Consider the following 17,488-nt stretch of genomic DNA (forward strand, 5'->3'; position numbering starts at 1 on the left):
CCGCACCAGACAGGACGACATGACGACGACCGAAAGCTCCTTCGGGGGCAACTCCTTCGAGGGCGAGCGCATCGAGGAGATCGACGTCTCCACCGAGATGCAGGGGTCCTTCCTCGAGTACGCCTACTCGGTCATCTACTCCCGGGCGCTGCCCGACGCGCGAGACGGGCTCAAGCCCGTCCAGCGCCGGATCCTCTACCAGATGTCGGAGATGGGGCTCCGGCCCGATCGCGGCCACGTCAAGAGCGCCCGCGTCACGGGCGAGGTGATGGGCAAGCTGCACCCGCACGGCGACACGGCCATCTACGACGCCCTCGTCCGTCTCGCGCAGGACTTCACGATGCGCCTGCCGACGATCGACGGGCACGGCAACTTCGGCTCGCTCGACGACCCGCCGGCCGCGGCCCGCTACACCGAGGTCCGCCTCGCGCCCGCCGCGATTGCGATGAACGAGGGCCTCGGCGAAGACGTGGTCGACTTCGTCCCCAACTACGACAACCAGCTGATGCAGCCCGAGGTCCTGCCCTCGGCGTTCCCCAACCTCCTCGTCAACGGCGGCAGCGGCATCGCCGTCGGCATGGCCACCAACATGGCCCCGCACAACCTGATCGAGGTCGTCGGGGCCGCCAGGCACCTCATCGATCACCCGGACGCCACGCTCGACGACCTGATGCGGTTCGTCCCCGGTCCCGACCTCCCCACGGGCGGGACGATCGCCGGCCTCGCGGGCGTCCGCGACGCCTACGCCACGGGGCGCGGCAGCTTCCGCGTCCGCGCCAAGGTCTCGATCGAGAACCTCACGGCGCGCAAGAAGGGCCTCGTCTTCACCGAGCTCCCGTATCTGATCGGCCCCGAGAAGGTCATCGAGAAGGTGAAGGACGGCGTCAACGCCAAGAAGCTCACCGGCATCTCCGACATCAACGACTTCAGCGACCGGCACCACGGCATGCGGCTCGTCGTCGACATCAAGACCGGTTTCAGCCCCGAGGCGGTCCTCGAGCAGCTCTACCGGCACACCCCGCTGGAGGACGGCTTCAGCATCAACAACGTCGCCCTCGTCGAGGGGCAGCCCCGCACCCTGGGCCTCAAGGAGCTCCTCGAGGTCTACGTCGGTCACCGCCTCGAGGTCGTGACGCGCAGGAGCCGCTACCGCCTCCAGAAGAAGGAGGACCGCCTGCACCTGGTCGAGGGCCTCCTCATCGCGATCGTCGACATCGACGAGGTCATCCAGGTGATCCGCACCTCCGACGATTCCGACGCCGCCAAGACGCGGCTGCGCGAGGTCTTCGACCTGTCCGACCTCCAGGCCGAGTACATCCTGGAGCTCCGTCTCCGGAGGCTCACGAAGTTCAGCCGGATCGAGCTCGAGACGGAGCGCGACGAATTGACGGCCGCGATCGCCGAGCTCCGCGAGCTGCTCTCCGACCCGCGCAAGCTCCGCGCCCTCGTGTCCGACGAGCTGGCCGAGATCGCGGAGACCTACGGGACCCCGCGTCGCACCCTCCTCACCGAGGCGGCGCCGTCGGTGGCGTCGACGTCGCGGAAGGCCGCCCCGGTGCTCGAGGTGGCCGACGTGCCGACGCGCGTGTTCCTCTCGACGACGGGGCGGCTCCTGCGGGTCGACCTGCAGGAGGCGCAGGGCGACGCCCCCGGGCCGGCCGCTCGCCGCACGAAGCACGACGCCATCCTGTCCCGGCTCGACACGACCTCGCGCGCCGAGATCGGCGCCGTGACGAACACCGGGCGACTCGTGCGGTTCAGCCCCGTCGACCTGCCCGCCGTGCCGCCCTCCTCCGTCCAGCTCGGCGCCGGCGTCCCGGCCCGCGACTACCTGGGGCTCGCCGACAAGGGCGAGCGGGTCCTCGCGATCGTGTCGCTCACCGCCGATCAGCCGCTGGCGCTCGGCACCGCGCAGGGCGTCGTGAAGCGGGTCACGCCCGGGCAGTGGCCCGGGAAGCCCGACTTCCCCGTCATCTCCCTGAAGCCCGGCGACAGCGTCGTGGGCGTGGCGCAGGGCGACGACTCCGACGAGCTCGTCTTCGTCACGTCGAACACGCAGCTCCTGCGCTACTCGGCGTCGCTCGTGCGTCCGCAGGGCACGCAGGGCGGCGGCGTCGCGGGGATCGCTCTCGCGGCAGGAGCCACGGCGATCTTCTTCGGAGCGGTCAAGCAGGGTGCGTCGGCCGTCGTGGCCACGATCTCGACCTCTTCGGCCACCATCGCCGGCGCCGATCCGGGCCGCGCCAAGGTGAGCGACTTCGCCGACTACCCGGGCAAGGGCCGAGCGACCGGCGGTGTCCGTGCCCACGCGCTGCTCAAGGGCGAGGACGCCCTGTCCGTGGCGTGGGTCGGTGCGGCTCCCGCCGTGGCCGTCGCCGCCGACGGGGGCGTCCGGAAACTGCCGGAGACGCTGTCGCGGCGGGACGCGTCCGGGACCCCTCTCGACACGGTGGTCGGCTCCATCGGATCGGCCGTCTCGTGAGCGCCGCCGAGCCGACTCCGTCGCAGCTCATCGACGGTCGGATCGCCGAGCTGGGCGACTGGCGGGGCGAGACGCTCGCCCGCGTGCGAGCCCTGATCCTGCGATCCGTCCCCGGCGTCGTCGAGGAGTGGAAGTGGCGGGGCGTGCCGGTCTGGTACTCGGACGGCATGCTCTGCACCGGTGAGGCCTATCGGGCGAGCATCAAGCTCACCTTCGCCAAGGGGGCGTCCCTCGACGACCCGGCCGGGCTCTTCACCTCGAGCCTCGACGGGAACGTCCGACGGGCCGTCGACCTCCTCGAGGGGCAGGAGCTCGACGAGGAGGCGCTCGTCGCGCTCGTCCGAGCGGCAGCGGCCCTCAACGCCGAGAAACCCGCGCGACCGGCCCGTGCGGCCCGGCGGCCCGGACCGGCTCGCCCGTCGGAGGCCGCGGAGCCCGAGTAGCGTCGATCGTGGCCGGCACCGACGCCGCCACGACAAGGAGTACGCACGATGGAATTCAGATACCTCGGCAATTCGGGCTTGAAGGTCTCCGAGCTCACGTTCGGCAACTGGCTCACCCACGGATCCCAGGTGGAGAACGACACCGCCTCCGCCTGCGTCCGCAAGGCCCTCGAGGTCGGCATCTCGACGTTCGACACGGCGGACGTCTACGCCAACACCCAGGCCGAGGTCGTCCTCGGCGAGGCGCTCAAGAACGAGCGCCGCGAGTCGCTGGAGATCTTCACGAAGGTCTACGGGCCGACGGGTCCCAAGCAGCACAACGACACCGGGCTCAGCCGCAAGCACATCACCGAGTCGATCAACGGCTCGCTGAAGCGCCTGCAGACCGACTACGTCGACCTGTACCAGGCGCACCGCTACGACGTCGAGACCCCTCTCGAAGAGACCATGGAGACGTTCGCCGACCTGGTCCGCCAGGGCAAGGTCCTCTACATCGGCGTCTCCGAGTGGAACGCGCAGCAGCTGCGCGACGCGTCGGCGCTGGCCAAGGAGCTCAAGATCCAGCTCGTCTCGAACCAGCCCGAGTACTCGCTGCTCTGGCGGGTCATCGAGTCGGAGGTCGTCCCGGCCTCGCGCGAGCTCGGCATCTCGCAGATCGTCTGGTCGCCGATCGCTCAGGGTGTCCTGAGCGGCAAGTACAAGAAGGGTGCCGCCCTCCCCGAGGGCTCGCGGGCCACCGACGACAAGGGCGGCGCCGCGATGATCAAGCGCTGGCTCGGCGACGACGTCCTCGACGCCGTGGCCCAGCTCGAGCCGATCGCCGACGACCTCGGCCTCACGCAGGCGCAGCTCTCGCTCGCCTGGGTGCTGTCCAACGACAACGTCGCCTCGGCCATCATCGGGGCCTCGCGTCCCGAGCAGGTCGAGTCGAACGCGAAGGCGTCGGGTGTGAAGCTGGAGTCGGACGTGCTCGCGAAGATCGAGTCGATCTTCGCCGGCCTCGCCGAGACCGACCCGTCGAAGACGCAGATGCCGGCCGGCCGCGAGGCGTAGGACCGCAGCGATCGACCGCGTGGTGGCACCGCTCCGGCGGCGCCACCCCGCGGCGTCTCAGGTGTCGATGCGCTCCCGGGCGAGACCCGCCCCGTCGATGATGAACTCCTTGCGGGGGGCGACGTCGTTGCCCATCAGCAGCTCGAAGACGCGCCCGGCGTTCTCGGCGTCCTCGACCTTGACACGCCGGAGCATCCGGTTGCTGCGGTCCATGGTGGTCGTGGCGAGCTGCTCGGCATCCATCTCGCCGAGACCCTTGTAGCGCTGGATCGGATCCTGGTAGCGCTTGTTGGTCCGTCGGAGCCCCGCGAGGACGCCCTGGAGCTCCTGCTCGGAGTACGTGTAGATCGTCTCGTTCGGCTTGGACCCGGGATTGACCACGACGACCCGGTGCAGCGGCGGCACAGCCGCGAAGACCCGGCCCTGCTCGATCATCGGCCGCATGTACCGGAAGAACAGCGTGAGCAGGAGGGTGCGGATGTGGGCACCGTCGACGTCGGCGTCGCTCATGATGATGATCTTGCCGTAGCGGGCGGCTTCCAGTTCGAACGAGCGACCGGATCCGGCCCCCACGACCTGGATGATCGAGGCGCACTCGAGGTTCGACAGCATGTCGCTGACGGACGCCTTCTGCACGTTGAGGATCTTGCCGCGGATCGGCAGGAGCGCCTGGAACTCGCTGTTCCGCGCCGCCCTCGCCGTGCCGAGAGCGGAGTCGCCCTCGACGATGAAGAGTTCGGTCTGCATCACGTCGTTCGACCGGCAGTCGACGAGCTTCGTCGGCAGCGAGGACGACTCCAGCGCGTTCTTGCGGCGCTGGGTCTCTTTGTGGGCCCTCGCGGCGATCCGCGACTTCATCTCGGCGACGATCTTGTCGAGGACCGCGGCCGTCTGCGTCTTGTCGTCGCGCTTCGTCGAGGAGAAGAGCTCGGAGAGCGTCGTCGCCACGACGTTCGCGACGATGCTGCGGACGGCCGGGGTCCCCAGGATCTCCTTCGTCTGACCCTCGAACTGCGGCTCCGGGAGGCGGACGGTCAGGACGGCCGTCAGCCCCGCGAGGACGTCGTCCTTCTCGAGCTTGTCGTTGCCGACCTTGAGGCGGCGCGCGTTCGCGTCGACCTGCTGCTTGAGGAATTTGAGGAGGCCGGCCTCGAACCCGGCCTGGTGCGATCCGCCCTTCGGGGTGGCGATGATGTTGACGTAGCTGCGTGTCACCGTCTCGTAGCCGGAACCCCAGCGCAGGGCGATGTCGACCTCGCAGTCGCGCTGCACCTCGGTCGAGACCATGGCGCCGCCCTCGGTGAGGACGGGGATCGTCTCCGCGTAGTGCCCGGTGCCCTGCAGCCTCCAGGTGTCGGTGACGGCCTGGTCGGGAGCCAGGAAGTCGACGAACTCGCTGATCCCGCCCTCGTAGGAGAAGGTCTGCTCGACCGGGGAGCCGTCCTCCGCGAGGTGGCCGGGCCGTTCGTCGCGGATGCGGATCGAGAGCCCGGGAACGAGGAACGCCGTCTGCTGGGCGCGGGCCAGGAGGTCCTCGGTCTGGAACGCCGCCCCCTTCGTGAAGATCTGCCGGTCGGCCCAGTAGCGGACCCGGGTCCCGGTGACGCCCCGCGGGGCCTTGCCGACCACGCGCAGGACGCTGTCCGAGACGAACGGGCTGAACGGCGCCTCCGGCGTCTTCTCGCCCGTGTCGGCGAACGTGCCCGGTTCGCCGCGGTGGAACGACATCGCGTGGACCTTGCCTCCGCGATCGACCTCGACGTCGAGCCGCTCGGAGAGCGCGTTCACGACGGAGGCGCCGACACCGTGGAGCCCGCCGGACGCGCCGTAGGAGCCGCCACCGAACTTCCCGCCCGCGTGCAGCTTCGTGTAGACCACCTCGACACCCGAGAGGCCCGTCTTCGGCTCGATGTCGACGGGGACACCGCGGCCGGTGTCGCAGACCTCGACGCTGTCGTCCTCGTGCAGGATCACGTCGATGGCCGAGCCGTGGCCGGCGAGGGCCTCGTCGACGGAGTTGTCGATGATCTCCCACAGACAGTGCATGAGGCCGCGCGAATCGGTCGAGCCGATGTACATGCCCGGGCGCTTGCGGACCGCTTCGAGCCCCTCCAGGACGGAGAGGTGGCGAGCGGAGTAGTTCGAGGACGCGGTGTCGGACGCGGACGCTGCCAAGGTGCTCCTTCTGATGCTGCTGCCGATGCCGCGGAATGCCCCGCGGCACGCGGATGTTCCAGTTTATCGAGGACCGGCGATCCGATCGGCCCCGACACCCAGAAGAGGACGCGCCCTGAAGTGGGGCCGTGGATTTCTCTTCGCGGGGAGCGAAATCGAGCGAAATGTCGCACGAACGAAACGTGCGCGTGTTTTGATGAGTGACACCCACCCGCAGCACCACCGTTTGGAGGAGCATTCAATGACTCAGATGGCCACCGACCACAACGCCGTCGACGAGCTCGGCTCCCGTTACCAGTTGTCCGCAGCCGACCGCTGCGACTCGTGCGGGGCCCAGGCTTACATCCGCGCAACCATGGCCACCGGCGAACTCCTCTTCTGCGCCCACCACGGCGCGAAGTTCAAGGAGAAGCTGCAGCCGAACGCCATCGAATGGCTCGACGAGACCGCCAAGCTGAGCGCGCACTAGCGCCGGCTGCTCGAACGTCGGAAGGCGCGCACCCCACCGGGTGCGCGCCTTCCGTCCGTCCGGGGCGAGGTCACATCGCCTTGAAGGCGCGTTCCAGGTTCGTGGTGATGACCTCGCGCGATCGACGCGCGAACTCGTCGAGCTTGGCGTGTCCCTCGCCCGTGACGTAGTCGGCTCCCCGACGCGCCAGGGCGGCGGTGAGCACCCGGTCGGCGAGGGCGGGGTTGAGCGGCAGGACGGGACCCTTGAGCTGCGTTCCGAAGGACGCACCCCGCAGGATGCCCTCTCCCCCGTCGCCGTTCCCGCCGCCTCGCACGACCCGCCCGAAGGGCGCGCCCGTCGGACCGAGCTCGAAGCGCGTGGCGTGGTCCTCGAAGCCGAGGACCTTCAGGTCTCCGCCACCGTAGGTGGTGTCGACGTCGAAGTAGTTCGTGCGGCGCTTCGCCCCGCGGTGGGCACGCGCGTCGAAGAATCCGAGGCCCTCGAGGTCGTCGCCCGTCTCGGGGACGACGCCGTGGGAGAGCACCTCCATCCCGCCGCCGATCGCGACGACGGGCACACCCGCGTCCGCCCAGTCCGGCAGGACCGAGCGGAAGCGCTCGAGGTCGGCGCGCAGCGCGCGGAGGGTGGACAGCGGTCCGCTGCCGACGACGACCAGATCGGCCGTGACCGGGAGCTCGTCGCCGGGACGCTGCTCGTGGACGGTCACCTCGACGCCGGCCCGACGGGCACGCTCGACCAGCGTGACGACGTTGCCGCCGTCTCCGGCGGTCCCGAGCTGCTCCGGGTAGAGCTGGACGAGGGTGAGGGTGGCGGGAGCGCTCACGCTTGCTTCTCCAGGTCGGGGTAGCCGAGCATCCTGCGGGCGATCATCATCTGCTCGTAGTTGACGATGAAGTTCTTCGTCTTCGACGCGGGCGCGGGAAGCGCCTTCATCAGCTCGATGGCCTTCTCGATGTCGGGTTCGACGGTCGAGATCGGGATGCCGGCGTGCTCGAGGCGCAGGGCGATCTGCCAGGCCTTGGCGCCGGACACCACGTCGACGTGGTCGAGGGCCGAGAAGTCGACGTCGTAGATCCAGGAGATGTCGGGCGTGCCCTCGTCGATTGCGAGGAGCACCTGCTCCGGTGCGCTCTCCAGGGCGTCGAGGTTGAGCTGCAGGCTCGCGGCGTTCTTGAACATCACGAACTCGGCCTCGTCGGTCCCGATCTTGAGCCGCTCGCCCCGCCCGTACGCGGGCTTCATCGCGGCGAAGGCGGCGATCGCCCGGTCGGCACGGAAGGCGTCGCCGAGGGCCACCTTGGCCGTCTGGATGGCCGCGGCGGCGTCGACGGCGTAGTGGAGGCCGCGGGCCGGAAGACGCACCTCGAGGATCGTGGCCGCGGCGCCCTCCTCCGTCAGCGTGACGGTCGCACCTCCAGAGGTGAGAGCGGTCACCTCCGCCTCCGCGTGCAGGGGGGCTGCGACGGAACCGCCGGTCGACGCGAAGTCGTTGGCGTTCTGGAGTCCGTGCGGAGCGGCCGCGACGAGGTCGCCGGAGGCTCCGAAGCGCGTCACGTCGAGCGACTCGTTCGTGAACGGGCCCAGGTACTCGTCGTCGCGGTTGGTGACGACGTGCGCCGACGAGGTCGCCGCCGTGTCGGTCATCATGTCGGCCACGCGCTCGGTCTCGTAGAAGCGGTAGAGCTGGTCGACCTGGACGTTGAGCATGAGGACAGTCGACGGGTGCAGGAGCCCGCTCAGCTCCACCGCGAACGCCTCGTCGACCTCGAGAACGCCGACGTCGGCCTTCAACCGCCCGAAGACGCTCACCTCGCCGAGCAGCGCCGAGGCGATGCCCTGAGGCAGGTTCGCCCCCGTGGGGTTCGTGAACACCCGGAGACCGTGGGCGCGCAGGATGTCGGACAGCATGTGCGTCGTCGTCGACTTGCCGTTCGAGCCGAGCACGAACAGGACACCCCGGTCGAACTGCTTCGTGACATCGGTGAGGAACGTCGGGAGCAGCTTGAGCACGAGGTAACCCGGGTACGCGGAGCCTCCCCCACGAGCTCGGGCGAGGACACGGACGAGACGCCCCAGCAGGATGGGGAGGACGTAGCGCACGGGCCTACTCGAGGTAGTCGCGCAGCGACTGCGATCGCGACGGGTGGCGCAGCTTCGCCATCGTCTTGGACTCGATCTGGCGGATCCGCTCGCGCGTCACGCCGAACGTGTCACCGATCTGGTCGAGGGTCTTCGGCATGCCGTCGCCGAGGCCGAAGCGCATGCGGATGACGCCGGCCTCGCGCTCGGAGAGCGAGTCGAGGAGGGACTCCAGCTGCTTCTGCAGCATGGTGAACCCGACCGCGTCGGCCGGGACGACCGCCTCGGTGTCCTCGATCAGGTCGCCGAACTCGCTATCGCCGTCCTCGCCGAGCGGGGTGTGGAGGGAGATCGGCTCGCGGCCGTACTTCTGGACCTCGACGACCTTCTCCGGCGTCATGTCGAGTTCGCGGCTGAGTTCCTCGGGGGTGGGTTCGCGACCGAGATCCTGCAGCATCTGACGCTGGACGCGGGCGAGCTTGTTGATGACCTCGACCATGTGCACCGGGATGCGGATGGTGCGGGCCTGGTCGGCCATGGCTCGCGTGATGGCCTGGCGGATCCACCAGGTCGCGTAGGTCGAGAACTTGAAGCCCTTGGTGTAGTCGAACTTCTCGACCGCGCGGATGAGGCCGAGGTTGCCCTCCTGGATGAGGTCGAGGAACTGCATCCCGCGACCCGTGTAGCGCTTCGCCAGGCTGACGACGAGTCGCAGGTTCGCCCCGAGGAGGTGGCTCTTGGCGCGCTGGCCGTCGCGAGCGACCCAGCGCAGCTCGCGCTCGACCTCCTTGGAGAGACCGGTCGAGTTCGACAGTTTGTCTTCGGCGAAGAGACCCGCCTCGATGCGCATCGCGAGCTCGACCTCCTCGGCCGCGTTCAGGAGCGCGACCTTGCCGATCTGCTTGAGGTAGTCCTTCACGGGGTCGGCGGTCGCGCCCGTGATCGTGGACGAGTAGACGGGGATCTCGTCGTCGTCGTCCTGTGAGATGACGAGGGCACCGGTCGGCAGAGCCTCCTCGCCCTCCTTCTCGGTGGTCTCGGTCTCGTCGTCCGTGGCTTCCGCTCCGGCGACCTCGGGGGCCTCCGCGTCGGGGGTCTCGGCCACGACCTCGACCTCGACGTCGGAGGCGTCGATCTCCTCGTCGTCGTCGTCGGCCTTGGCAGCCTTCGTCGAGGCCTTGGCGGCGGCCGCCTTGGTGGGGGCCTTGGCCGCGGTCGTCTTCGCGCCGGCGGCCTTCGCGGTCGCTTTAGCGGGAGCCTTCTTCGCGGGGGCCTTGGCCGGAGCCTTGGCCGCGGTCGTCTTGGCGGCGGCGGCCTTGGGGGCGCCTGCCGTGCTCGTGCTGTCTGTCGTCGCAGCGGCGGTCTCGTCGACGTTCTCGTCGGCGACCGCGGTCGCTGCCTTGGTGCGAGTAGCCATTGGTGCACCTTTCACTCGGGCTTCGATGTCAGAAGATATGCCCGAATTTCCGAGCCGCTGATCGCCCGACCCCACGTGGCATAACTGTTTCTTGGCATAACGAGGACCCATGTCAAGTCCTCGTGGTGGAGACGAGAGACAGGAACGGGTCCGTACGTAATTATTGCACGGCTGATGGCGACCCGTTTACAGGACCCGTGGATCCTGCTATCGGGGGTTCACCTCCGGCGCAATCTCCTGCTGAGAGCAACCCAGATCGGGGCCACCTCTATTCCCTCCTCGAGGTGCAGCCCCCTCCGCGTCGACCGTCGGGCATGGACGAGGAAGACGACGCCGAGCCCGATCACGACGTACTGCACGAGGAAGGCGACGCGGAAGCTGCTCCAGGCGAACAGGGGCGCGGGATTCCCGGTCGCCGTCGACGCGCCGTGCAGGGCGTCCAGCACGAGGCCGATCAGGTACATCATCACGAAGCTCGCCAGGAAACCGCCGACGTTGACGATCCCGTTGGCGACGCCGAGGCTCCGGAGCGGATTGAAGGTGCGGGCGAAGTCGAATCCGATCAGCGATCCCGGGCCCCCGATGCCGAGGGCGATCACCAGCAGAATGATCAGCCAGCGCGGCGGAAGGCCCGGCCAGAGGAGCACGACCGTCCAGAGGACGCCGATCAGGCTGACGATGCCGAGGACGAGGTTCGACCGGCGCAGCGGGAACCGAGCGGTCAGGAGTCCCAGAACCGGTCCCGCGATCACGCCCGTGACCACGAGGAGCGTGAGGAGCGCGGAGGCCTCGCCGCGGGTGTAGCCGAGCCCCCCGACGAGCATCGGGACGCCCCAGAGGAGGCTGAACACGGTTCCGGACGACTGGGTGACGTAGTGCGACCAGAAGCCCAACCTCGTGCCCGGGCGCTTCAGGCTCTCGGCGAGTTGGCGCCCGGCCGTCGACCACGTCGAGACGACGGGCAGCTCGTGCTGTCGTGCGGGCGCGTTGCGGACGAAGACGAGCAGGACCACGACGGAGAGCACCGCGACGGAGGCGGCCGTCGTGAAGGCGGCTCCCCAGCCGGCGGTGTGGAGGACGGCCGCCAGCGGGATGGCCGAGAGGATCTGCCCGATCTGCCCGATGTTGCCGGTCCACTGCGAGACCTGAGGCAGGACGGGCCCTCGGAACCACGACGGCAGGAGGCGGATGACCGAGATGAAGGTCATGGCGTCGCCGGCGCCCACGAGCATCCTGCCGACGATGGCGACGCCGATGACCGGCGGGGACACCGCGACCACCAGCTGACCGAGCGCGAGGACCGACGCGCCCGTGACGAGCAGCGCCCGGGGGCCGACACGGTCGAGCAGGATGCCGACGGGGATCTGGAGCCCCGCGTAGACGACGATCTGGGTGACGGCCAGCGCGGACAGCGTCGCGGCGTCGATGGAGAAGACGTGCTGCGCGTCGACGCCCGCCACTCCGAGGGAGGAGCGCTGGAGGACGGCGACGACGTAGGCGAAGACGGCGGCGCCCCAGACGATCCAGGCGCGGGCGGAATTCACGCCGTCCACGCTACCGGTCCGCGGCGGCTGTCTCGGCCGCTGCCGATCCGGAGCCGCGCCCTCGTGGCGCCCCCGCCACGACCGCCGGTATCAGGCCAGCCCGGGGCCGGCGTCGTCGTCGCGACGGGTCGACAGGAACTTCTCCAACTCGGCCGCGATCGCGTCGGCGCTGGGCACCTGGCCGTCGAGGCCGATCAGCGGCGACGGCAGGGGGTTGCCCTCCATGTACGTGTCGTGGCGCTCCTCGAGGGTCTGCACGAGTCGCGAGAGCTCGTGATTGCCCTGAACCTGCTCGTCGACCTTGGCGATGAACTCGCGCCCCTCCTCGCGGAGGCGGTCCGTCGGGAAGATGAGGCCCGTGGCCGCGCTGATGCTCGAGAGGGCGGCGACGGCCGCGTCGGGGAACTCCGTGTCAGCGAGGTAATGCGGCACGAGGAGGACGAACCCGGCCGTCGGGTGACCGGTCGCGGCGAGCTGGTACTCGACCAGGTGGAGGGCGTTGGCCGGGGCCTGCGTGGTCGGCCGCCAGACCGACAGCGACTCGATGAGGTCGACCCGGTTGCCGCTGACCGTGACGCCGAGCGGCCTCGTGTGCGGCACCGGCATCGGGATGGCGTGCACCCACGTGGTGGTCGAGACGCCGTAGCGGGAGACGAGCCCGAGGATCGACGAGGTGAACTGCTCCCAGCGGAAGTCGGGCTCGAAGCCGGACAGGAGCAGGAACTGCTGGCCGAGCTCGTCGCGCATGAGCCGGAGCGTGAGGGTCGACGCCTGGTAGTCGGCGATGTGGTCCTGGTCGAACGTGATGACGGGACGGCGGGCGCGGTAATCGAGCAGGGTGTCGGCGTCGAACGTCGCGACGATCTCGCCCTCCAGGGTGTCGACGAGGTAGCTCGTGAGCTGCGAGACGGTCGATCCGGCGTCGGCGAATCCCGTGAGGCCAGCGACGAGCGGCAGCCCCTCGGGCACGCTCTCGGCGCCGGGAGCGAGCTCGTAGAGGTCGGTGGGATCGGACATGCCCTCAATGCTAGGCAACGTTCCCCGGCGGGACGCCCGCGCGGACGATGCTGACAGCGAACAGGCCATCCGACGCGGTCGACGCAGGATGTCCGTGGCCTCGCTCGGGGCTCCGGCACGTCTCCCCTCCCCCGCTCGATACGATCGTGGGTATGACCGTCGCGAAGCTCTCCGTCTCCTCGTCCGTTCCCGACTCCGACGTGCTCGTCATCGCCGTGGCCCCGGCCGCGGCATCGACCGGCGGGTCGACCGGCGGGTCGACGGGCGGCGACGAGGTGTCCATCGAGGCCGGTGGCCCCGAGCTCTTCTGGGACTCCCCGGAGCTCGCCCGGTCGCTGGCGTCGTTCGGGGTCGCGGGCGGCCGCGACGAGCTGACCCGCCTCCCCGCGTCGGTCCTCGGCGACACGGCCGGTTCCGCCGTGTCCGTGGCCCTCATCGGTCTGGGCGGCCGTCCCAGCGTCGAGACGCTCCGCTACGCGGCCGGATCGGCCGCCCGTCAGCTCGCGGGAGCCGATCGCATCGCGCTCGCGCTCCCCGTCCAGGATGAGGACGAAGCCCTGGCGGCCCTCGAGGGGGCCGGCATCGGCGCCTACTCCTTCGACGTCTACCGGAAGGCGACCGCCTCCGAATCCAAGGGGGCCGTCTCGGACATCACCCTCGTCACCGACTTCGACGTGCCGGAGCGACTGGTCGCGAAGGCGACGAGCGTCGCCTCCGCCGTCCACGTCGTCCGCGACCTCGTGACGACGCCGCCCATCGACCTCTACCCCGAGAAGCTCGCCGACGAGGCCGTCCGACTCGCGGAGGGCACCGGCGTCGAGGTCACCGTCCTCGCGGGCGACGAGCTGCGCGACGCCGGTTTCGGCGGCATCGTCGGCGTCGGCCAGGGCTCCGCGCGGGGGCCGCGCCTCGTGAAGGCCTGCTGGGCGCCCGAGGGCGCGCAGAAGCACCTCGCCCTCGTCGGCAAGGGCATCACCTACGACACCGGCGGGCTCTCGCTCAAGCCCGCGGGGAGCATGGTCGGCATGAAGTACGACATGACCGGAGCTGCGACCGTCCTGGCCGTCGTACTCGCCGCGGCCGAGCAGAACCTGCCGGTCCGCGTGACGGCGTGGCTGTGCATCTCGGAGAACATGCTCGGTGCCGATCCGATCCGCCCCGACGACGTCCTGACCATCAAGAACGGCACCACCGTCGAGGTGACGAACACCGACGCCGAGGGGCGGCTCGTCCTCGCCGACGGGCTCGCCGCAGCGAGCGAGGAGCAGCCGGACGCCATCGTCGACGTCGCGACGCTGACGGGCGCGCAGGTCGTCGCCCTCGGCATGCGCTACGTCGGCGTGATGGGAACCGACGACCTCGCCCCGCTCGTGGTCGAGACGGCCGACCGCGCCTCGGAGCCGTTCTGGCGCGTTCCGCTCGCGCCGGAACTCCGTGCTCGGCTCAAATCCGATGTGGCCGACCTCGTCAACGCGACCCCCGGGAACACCGCCGCCGGCATGCTGCTCGCCGGCGTCTTCCTCAAGGAGTTCGTCGGGACGCGCGAGGGCACCGACGAGCTCATCCCGTGGGCACACCTCGACATCGCGGGGCCCAGCGAGAACAAGGCGGGCGGCTACGGCTTCACCACGAAGGGCGCGACCGGAATCACCGTCCGCACGCTCATCGACCTCGCAGCCAGTTTTTCGGCGGCGTAGTAGGGTCGTCAGGGCGGGAAAAACTCGCTGGAGAAGGGCTGTCCGGCCCACCCACTCTCTCCGACCACGACTGAGACCCAGTCGCTCGTCGAGGTGTGACGGTGCTTCCGACAGCCGTGTCCGAACGCACGAAGGAGTTGCTGGGTGTCGGAACAGAATTTTGACCTTGTGGTGCTCGGTGGCGGGAGCGGCGGCTACGCCGCGGCGCTCCGAGCGAGCGAGCTGGGGTTCTCGGTGGCGCTCATCGAGAAGGACAAGGTCGGCGGCACCTGCCTGCACCGCGGCTGCATCCCCACCAAGGCCCTGCTCCACACGGCCGAGGTCGCGGACGTCTCGCGCGAGTCCTCCAAGTACGGCGTCAACACCGAGTTCCAGGGCGTCGACATCCAGGCGGTCACGACCTACCGTCGCGACATCGTCGAGCACAAGTACAAGGGCCTCCAGGGCCTCGTGAAGTCGCGCGGCATCACCACGATCACGGGCGAGGGCCGGCTGACGTCGCCGTCGACCGTCCAGGTGGGCGACGACACCATCACGGGCAAGAACATCGTGCTGGCCACGGGCTCCTACTCGCGCAGCCTCCCCGGCCTCGAGATCGGCGGGCGCGTCATCACGAGCGAGCACGCCCTCGAGCTCGACTACATCCCCGACAGGGTCATCATCCTCGGCGGTGGCGTCATCGGCGTCGAGTTCGCCAGCGTCTGGAAGTCCTTCGGCGTCGACGTGACCATCGTCGAGGCTCTCCCCCACCTCGTTCCGAACGAGGAGGAGTCCATCTCGAAGGCGTTCGAGCGCGCGTTCCGCAAGCGCGGTATCGCCTTCAACCTCGGCGTGCGCTTCCAGGGCGTCACGCAGGACGACTCCGGCGTCGTCGTCACCCTCGAAGACGGCAAGACGTTCGAGGCCGATCTGCTCCTCGTCGCCGTCGGCCGCGGCCCCGTCACTCAGAACCTCGGCTACGACGAGGTCGGAGTGACCCTCGACCGCGGTTTCGTCATCACCGACGAGCGTCTCGCGACGAGCGTCCCCGGCGTCTACGCGGTCGGCGACATCGTCCCCGGCCTGCAGCTGGCCCACCGCAGCTTCCAGCAGGGCATCTTCGTCGCCGAGGAGATCGCGGGCCTCAAGCCCGTCGTCATCGACGACGTCAACATCCCCAAGGTGACCTACTCCGACCCGGAGGTCGCCTCCGTCGGGCTCACCACCGCGAAGGCGACCGAGAAGTACGGCGCCGACAAGATCGCCGCCTACGACTACAACCTCGCCGGCAACGGAAAGAGCTCCATCCTCGGTACGGCCGGCTCGGTGAAGGTGATCCGCGTGGTCGACGGCCCGATCGTCGGCATCCATATGATCGGCGCTCGCGTCGGCGAGCTCGTCGGTGAGGCTCAGCTCGCCGTGAACTGGGAGGCCTACCCGGAGGACATCGCACCCCTCGTCCACGCCCACCCCACCCAGAACGAAGCCCTCGGCGAGGCCATGCTCGCCCTGGCTGGCAAGCCGCTCCACGCCATGTAGGCGTGGACGGTCGCCGAGACACGTCCGCACACACAAACTGACAGGCAGCCCACGAAGGCTGCGCAAGTCGAAGGAGTCCCCCTGATGAGCGAATCCGTCAACCTCCCGGCACTCGGAGAGAGTGTCACCGAGGGCACGGTCACCCGCTGGTTGAAGAACGTCGGTGACCGAGTGGAGGTCGACGAGCCGCTGCTCGAGGTCTCGACCGACAAGGTCGACACCGAGATCCCGTCTCCCGTCGCCGGGGTGATCGAAGAGATCCTCGTCGGCGAGGACGAGACCGTCGAGGTCGGCACCGCCCTCGTCACGATCGGTGACGGCAGCAACGCGGGCGGATCGAACGACGCTCCGGCCGAGCCGGCCGCGGAGCCCGCTCAGCAGGAGTCCGCCGCCGAGACCGGCGACCCGGAGCCCGAGGTCGAGGTGCCGTCGGACGACGCCCCGGCTCCCGGGGAGTCCGAGCCCGAGGCCGCACCGGCTCCGGCGCCCGCCGTCGACCCCGCTCCGGCGGCGGCGGCCCCGGCCCCGGCGGCACCCGTCGCAGCGGCCCCGGCTGCTCCGGCTCCCGCGGCGCCCGCCGCCCCGGCCCCCGTGTCCGCGGCTCCCGCTGCGGCCGCTCCCGCTGCGGCCGCCCCCGCCGAGCCTGCGGCCCCCGCCTCCGGCGGCCCCGTCGGGTACGTCACCCCGCTGGTGCGCAAGCTCGCCAACGAGAAGGGCATCGACCTGTCGACCGTCTCCGGCAGCGGTGTCGGCGGACGCATCCGCAAGGAAGACGTCCTCGCCGCCGCGGAAGCCGCTGCGAAGGCGACTCCGGCCGCTCCGTCCGCCGCGGCTCCTGCCGCCTCGTCCGCTTACACGCCGCTCGAGACGTCGCCCCTGCGCGGCACGACGGTCCCGATGACGCGTCTCCGCAAGGTGGTCGCGGAGCGCGCCGTCCAGTCGATGCAGGCCACGGCTCAGCTCACGACCGTCGTCGAGGTCGACGTCACCAAGGTGGCCGCGTTCCGCGACGCCGTGAAGGCGGAGTTCCTGCAGAAGACCGGCAACAAGCTGTCCTTCCTGCCGTTCTTCACCCTCGCCGCCGCGGAGGCCCTGCAGGCGTACCCGAAGCTCAACGCGACCGTCGACGGCGACTCGATCGTCTACCCCGACCACGAGAACATCAGCATGGCCGTCGACACCGAGCGCGGCCTGCTCACTCCCGTGATCAAGGACGCCTCGAGCCTCGACATCGCCTCGCTCGCCGCGGCGATCGCCGATCTCGCCGGTCGTACCCGCGACAACAAGCTGACGCCCGACGAGCTCTCCGGTGGCACCTTCACGGTGACCAACACCGGCTCGCGCGGCGCCCTGTTCGACACCCCGGTCGTCTTCCTCCCGCAGGTCGCGATCCTCGGGACCGGCATCGTCGTGAAGAAGCCCGTCGTCATCTCGGCGGACGGCGCGGATGCCATCGCGGTCCGTTCGATGGTCTACCTGGCCCTCTCGTACGACCACCGCATCGTCGACGGTGCCGACGCCGCGCGCTTCCTCGTGGCGGTCAAGAACCGTCTCGAGGGCGGCGACTTCCAGGGCAAGCTCGGCATCTGAG

General features: G+C 69.8%; 13 protein-coding genes. 7 read left to right on the plus strand and 6 right to left on the minus strand.

Translation table 11 applies throughout. From position 1 onward, the window contains the following. The first annotated feature begins 19 nt into the window (after window positions 1–19). From AS850_RS07840 to AS850_RS07850, 3 genes are read left to right on the plus strand one after another with little or no spacing between them, the layout of a single operon-like run. On the plus strand, window positions 20–2,482 hold the full coding sequence (locus AS850_RS07840; RefSeq protein WP_119868608.1) for a DNA gyrase/topoisomerase IV subunit A: 2,463 nt from the start codon (window positions 20–22) through the stop codon (window positions 2,480–2,482). Continuing rightward, window positions 2,479–2,925 (plus strand): DUF1801 domain-containing protein, encoded by a 447-nt coding sequence (locus AS850_RS07845; protein ID WP_216819872.1) that lies wholly within the window; start codon window positions 2,479–2,481, stop codon window positions 2,923–2,925. The genes AS850_RS07840 and AS850_RS07845 overlap by 4 nt, the downstream gene beginning before the upstream one ends. Before the next feature lie 48 nt (window positions 2,926–2,973). Next, entirely contained in the window at window positions 2,974–3,978 is a 1,005-nt protein-coding gene (locus AS850_RS07850; protein ID WP_119868609.1) for an aldo/keto reductase family protein, read from the plus strand. 57 nt (window positions 3,979–4,035) lie between these two features. Here AS850_RS07850 and AS850_RS07855 read toward each other — a convergent pair whose 3' ends face one another. After that, window positions 4,036–6,153, minus strand: a complete 2,118-nt coding sequence (locus AS850_RS07855; RefSeq protein ID WP_119868610.1) for a DNA gyrase/topoisomerase IV subunit B — start codon at window positions 6,151–6,153, stop codon at window positions 4,036–4,038. Window positions 6,154–6,394: 241 nt separating this feature from the next. On the opposite strand from AS850_RS07855, the gene AS850_RS07860 reads away from it, so the two are divergent. Beyond that, a complete protein-coding gene (locus tag AS850_RS07860; protein WP_119870208.1) occupies window positions 6,395–6,622 on the plus strand; it encodes a DUF7455 domain-containing protein in 228 nt (75 codons plus the stop codon). A gap of 70 nt (window positions 6,623–6,692) precedes the next feature. On the opposite strand, the gene AS850_RS07865 is transcribed toward AS850_RS07860, so the two are convergent. From AS850_RS07865 to AS850_RS07885, 5 genes are all read right to left on the minus strand, one after another. After that, window positions 6,693–7,448: a type 1 glutamine amidotransferase gene (locus AS850_RS07865; protein ID WP_119868611.1), complete on the minus strand. Its 756-nt coding sequence runs from the start codon at window positions 7,446–7,448 to the stop codon at window positions 6,693–6,695. Then, complete coding sequence (locus tag AS850_RS07870; RefSeq protein WP_119868612.1) at window positions 7,445–8,725, minus strand: Mur ligase family protein; 1,281 nt, start codon at window positions 8,723–8,725, stop codon at window positions 7,445–7,447. The genes AS850_RS07865 and AS850_RS07870 overlap by 4 nt, the downstream gene beginning before the upstream one ends. A gap of 4 nt (window positions 8,726–8,729) precedes the next feature. Beyond that, entirely contained in the window at window positions 8,730–10,121 is a 1,392-nt protein-coding gene (locus AS850_RS07875; RefSeq protein ID WP_119868613.1) for an RNA polymerase sigma factor, read from the minus strand. A gap of 218 nt (window positions 10,122–10,339) precedes the next feature. Next, the gene (locus AS850_RS07880; protein WP_119870209.1) at window positions 10,340–11,665 is read right to left on the minus strand and encodes an MFS transporter; all 1,326 of its coding nucleotides are present in this window, start codon (window positions 11,663–11,665) and stop codon (window positions 10,340–10,342) included. A gap of 90 nt (window positions 11,666–11,755) precedes the next feature. After that, window positions 11,756–12,682: a proteasome assembly chaperone family protein gene (locus tag AS850_RS07885; protein ID WP_119868614.1), complete on the minus strand. Its 927-nt coding sequence runs from the start codon at window positions 12,680–12,682 to the stop codon at window positions 11,756–11,758. A gap of 152 nt (window positions 12,683–12,834) precedes the next feature. On the opposite strand from AS850_RS07885, the gene AS850_RS07890 reads away from it, so the two are divergent. From AS850_RS07890 to sucB, 3 genes are all read left to right on the plus strand, one after another. Further along, window positions 12,835–14,379: a leucyl aminopeptidase gene (locus tag AS850_RS07890; protein ID WP_119868615.1), complete on the plus strand. Its 1,545-nt coding sequence runs from the start codon at window positions 12,835–12,837 to the stop codon at window positions 14,377–14,379. Window positions 14,380–14,523: 144 nt separating this feature from the next. Next, a complete protein-coding gene (gene lpdA, locus AS850_RS07895; RefSeq protein ID WP_119868616.1) occupies window positions 14,524–15,897 on the plus strand; it encodes a dihydrolipoyl dehydrogenase in 1,374 nt (457 codons plus the stop codon). 84 nt (window positions 15,898–15,981) lie between these two features. Continuing rightward, the gene (sucB, locus tag AS850_RS07900; RefSeq protein WP_119868617.1) at window positions 15,982–17,487 is read left to right on the plus strand and encodes a 2-oxoglutarate dehydrogenase, E2 component, dihydrolipoamide succinyltransferase; all 1,506 of its coding nucleotides are present in this window, start codon (window positions 15,982–15,984) and stop codon (window positions 17,485–17,487) included. Window position 17,488: the final 1 nt, after the last annotated feature.

The organism is Frondihabitans sp. 762G35 (assembly GCF_002074055.1).
Classification (GTDB): Bacteria; Actinomycetota; Actinomycetes; order Actinomycetales; family Microbacteriaceae; genus Frondihabitans.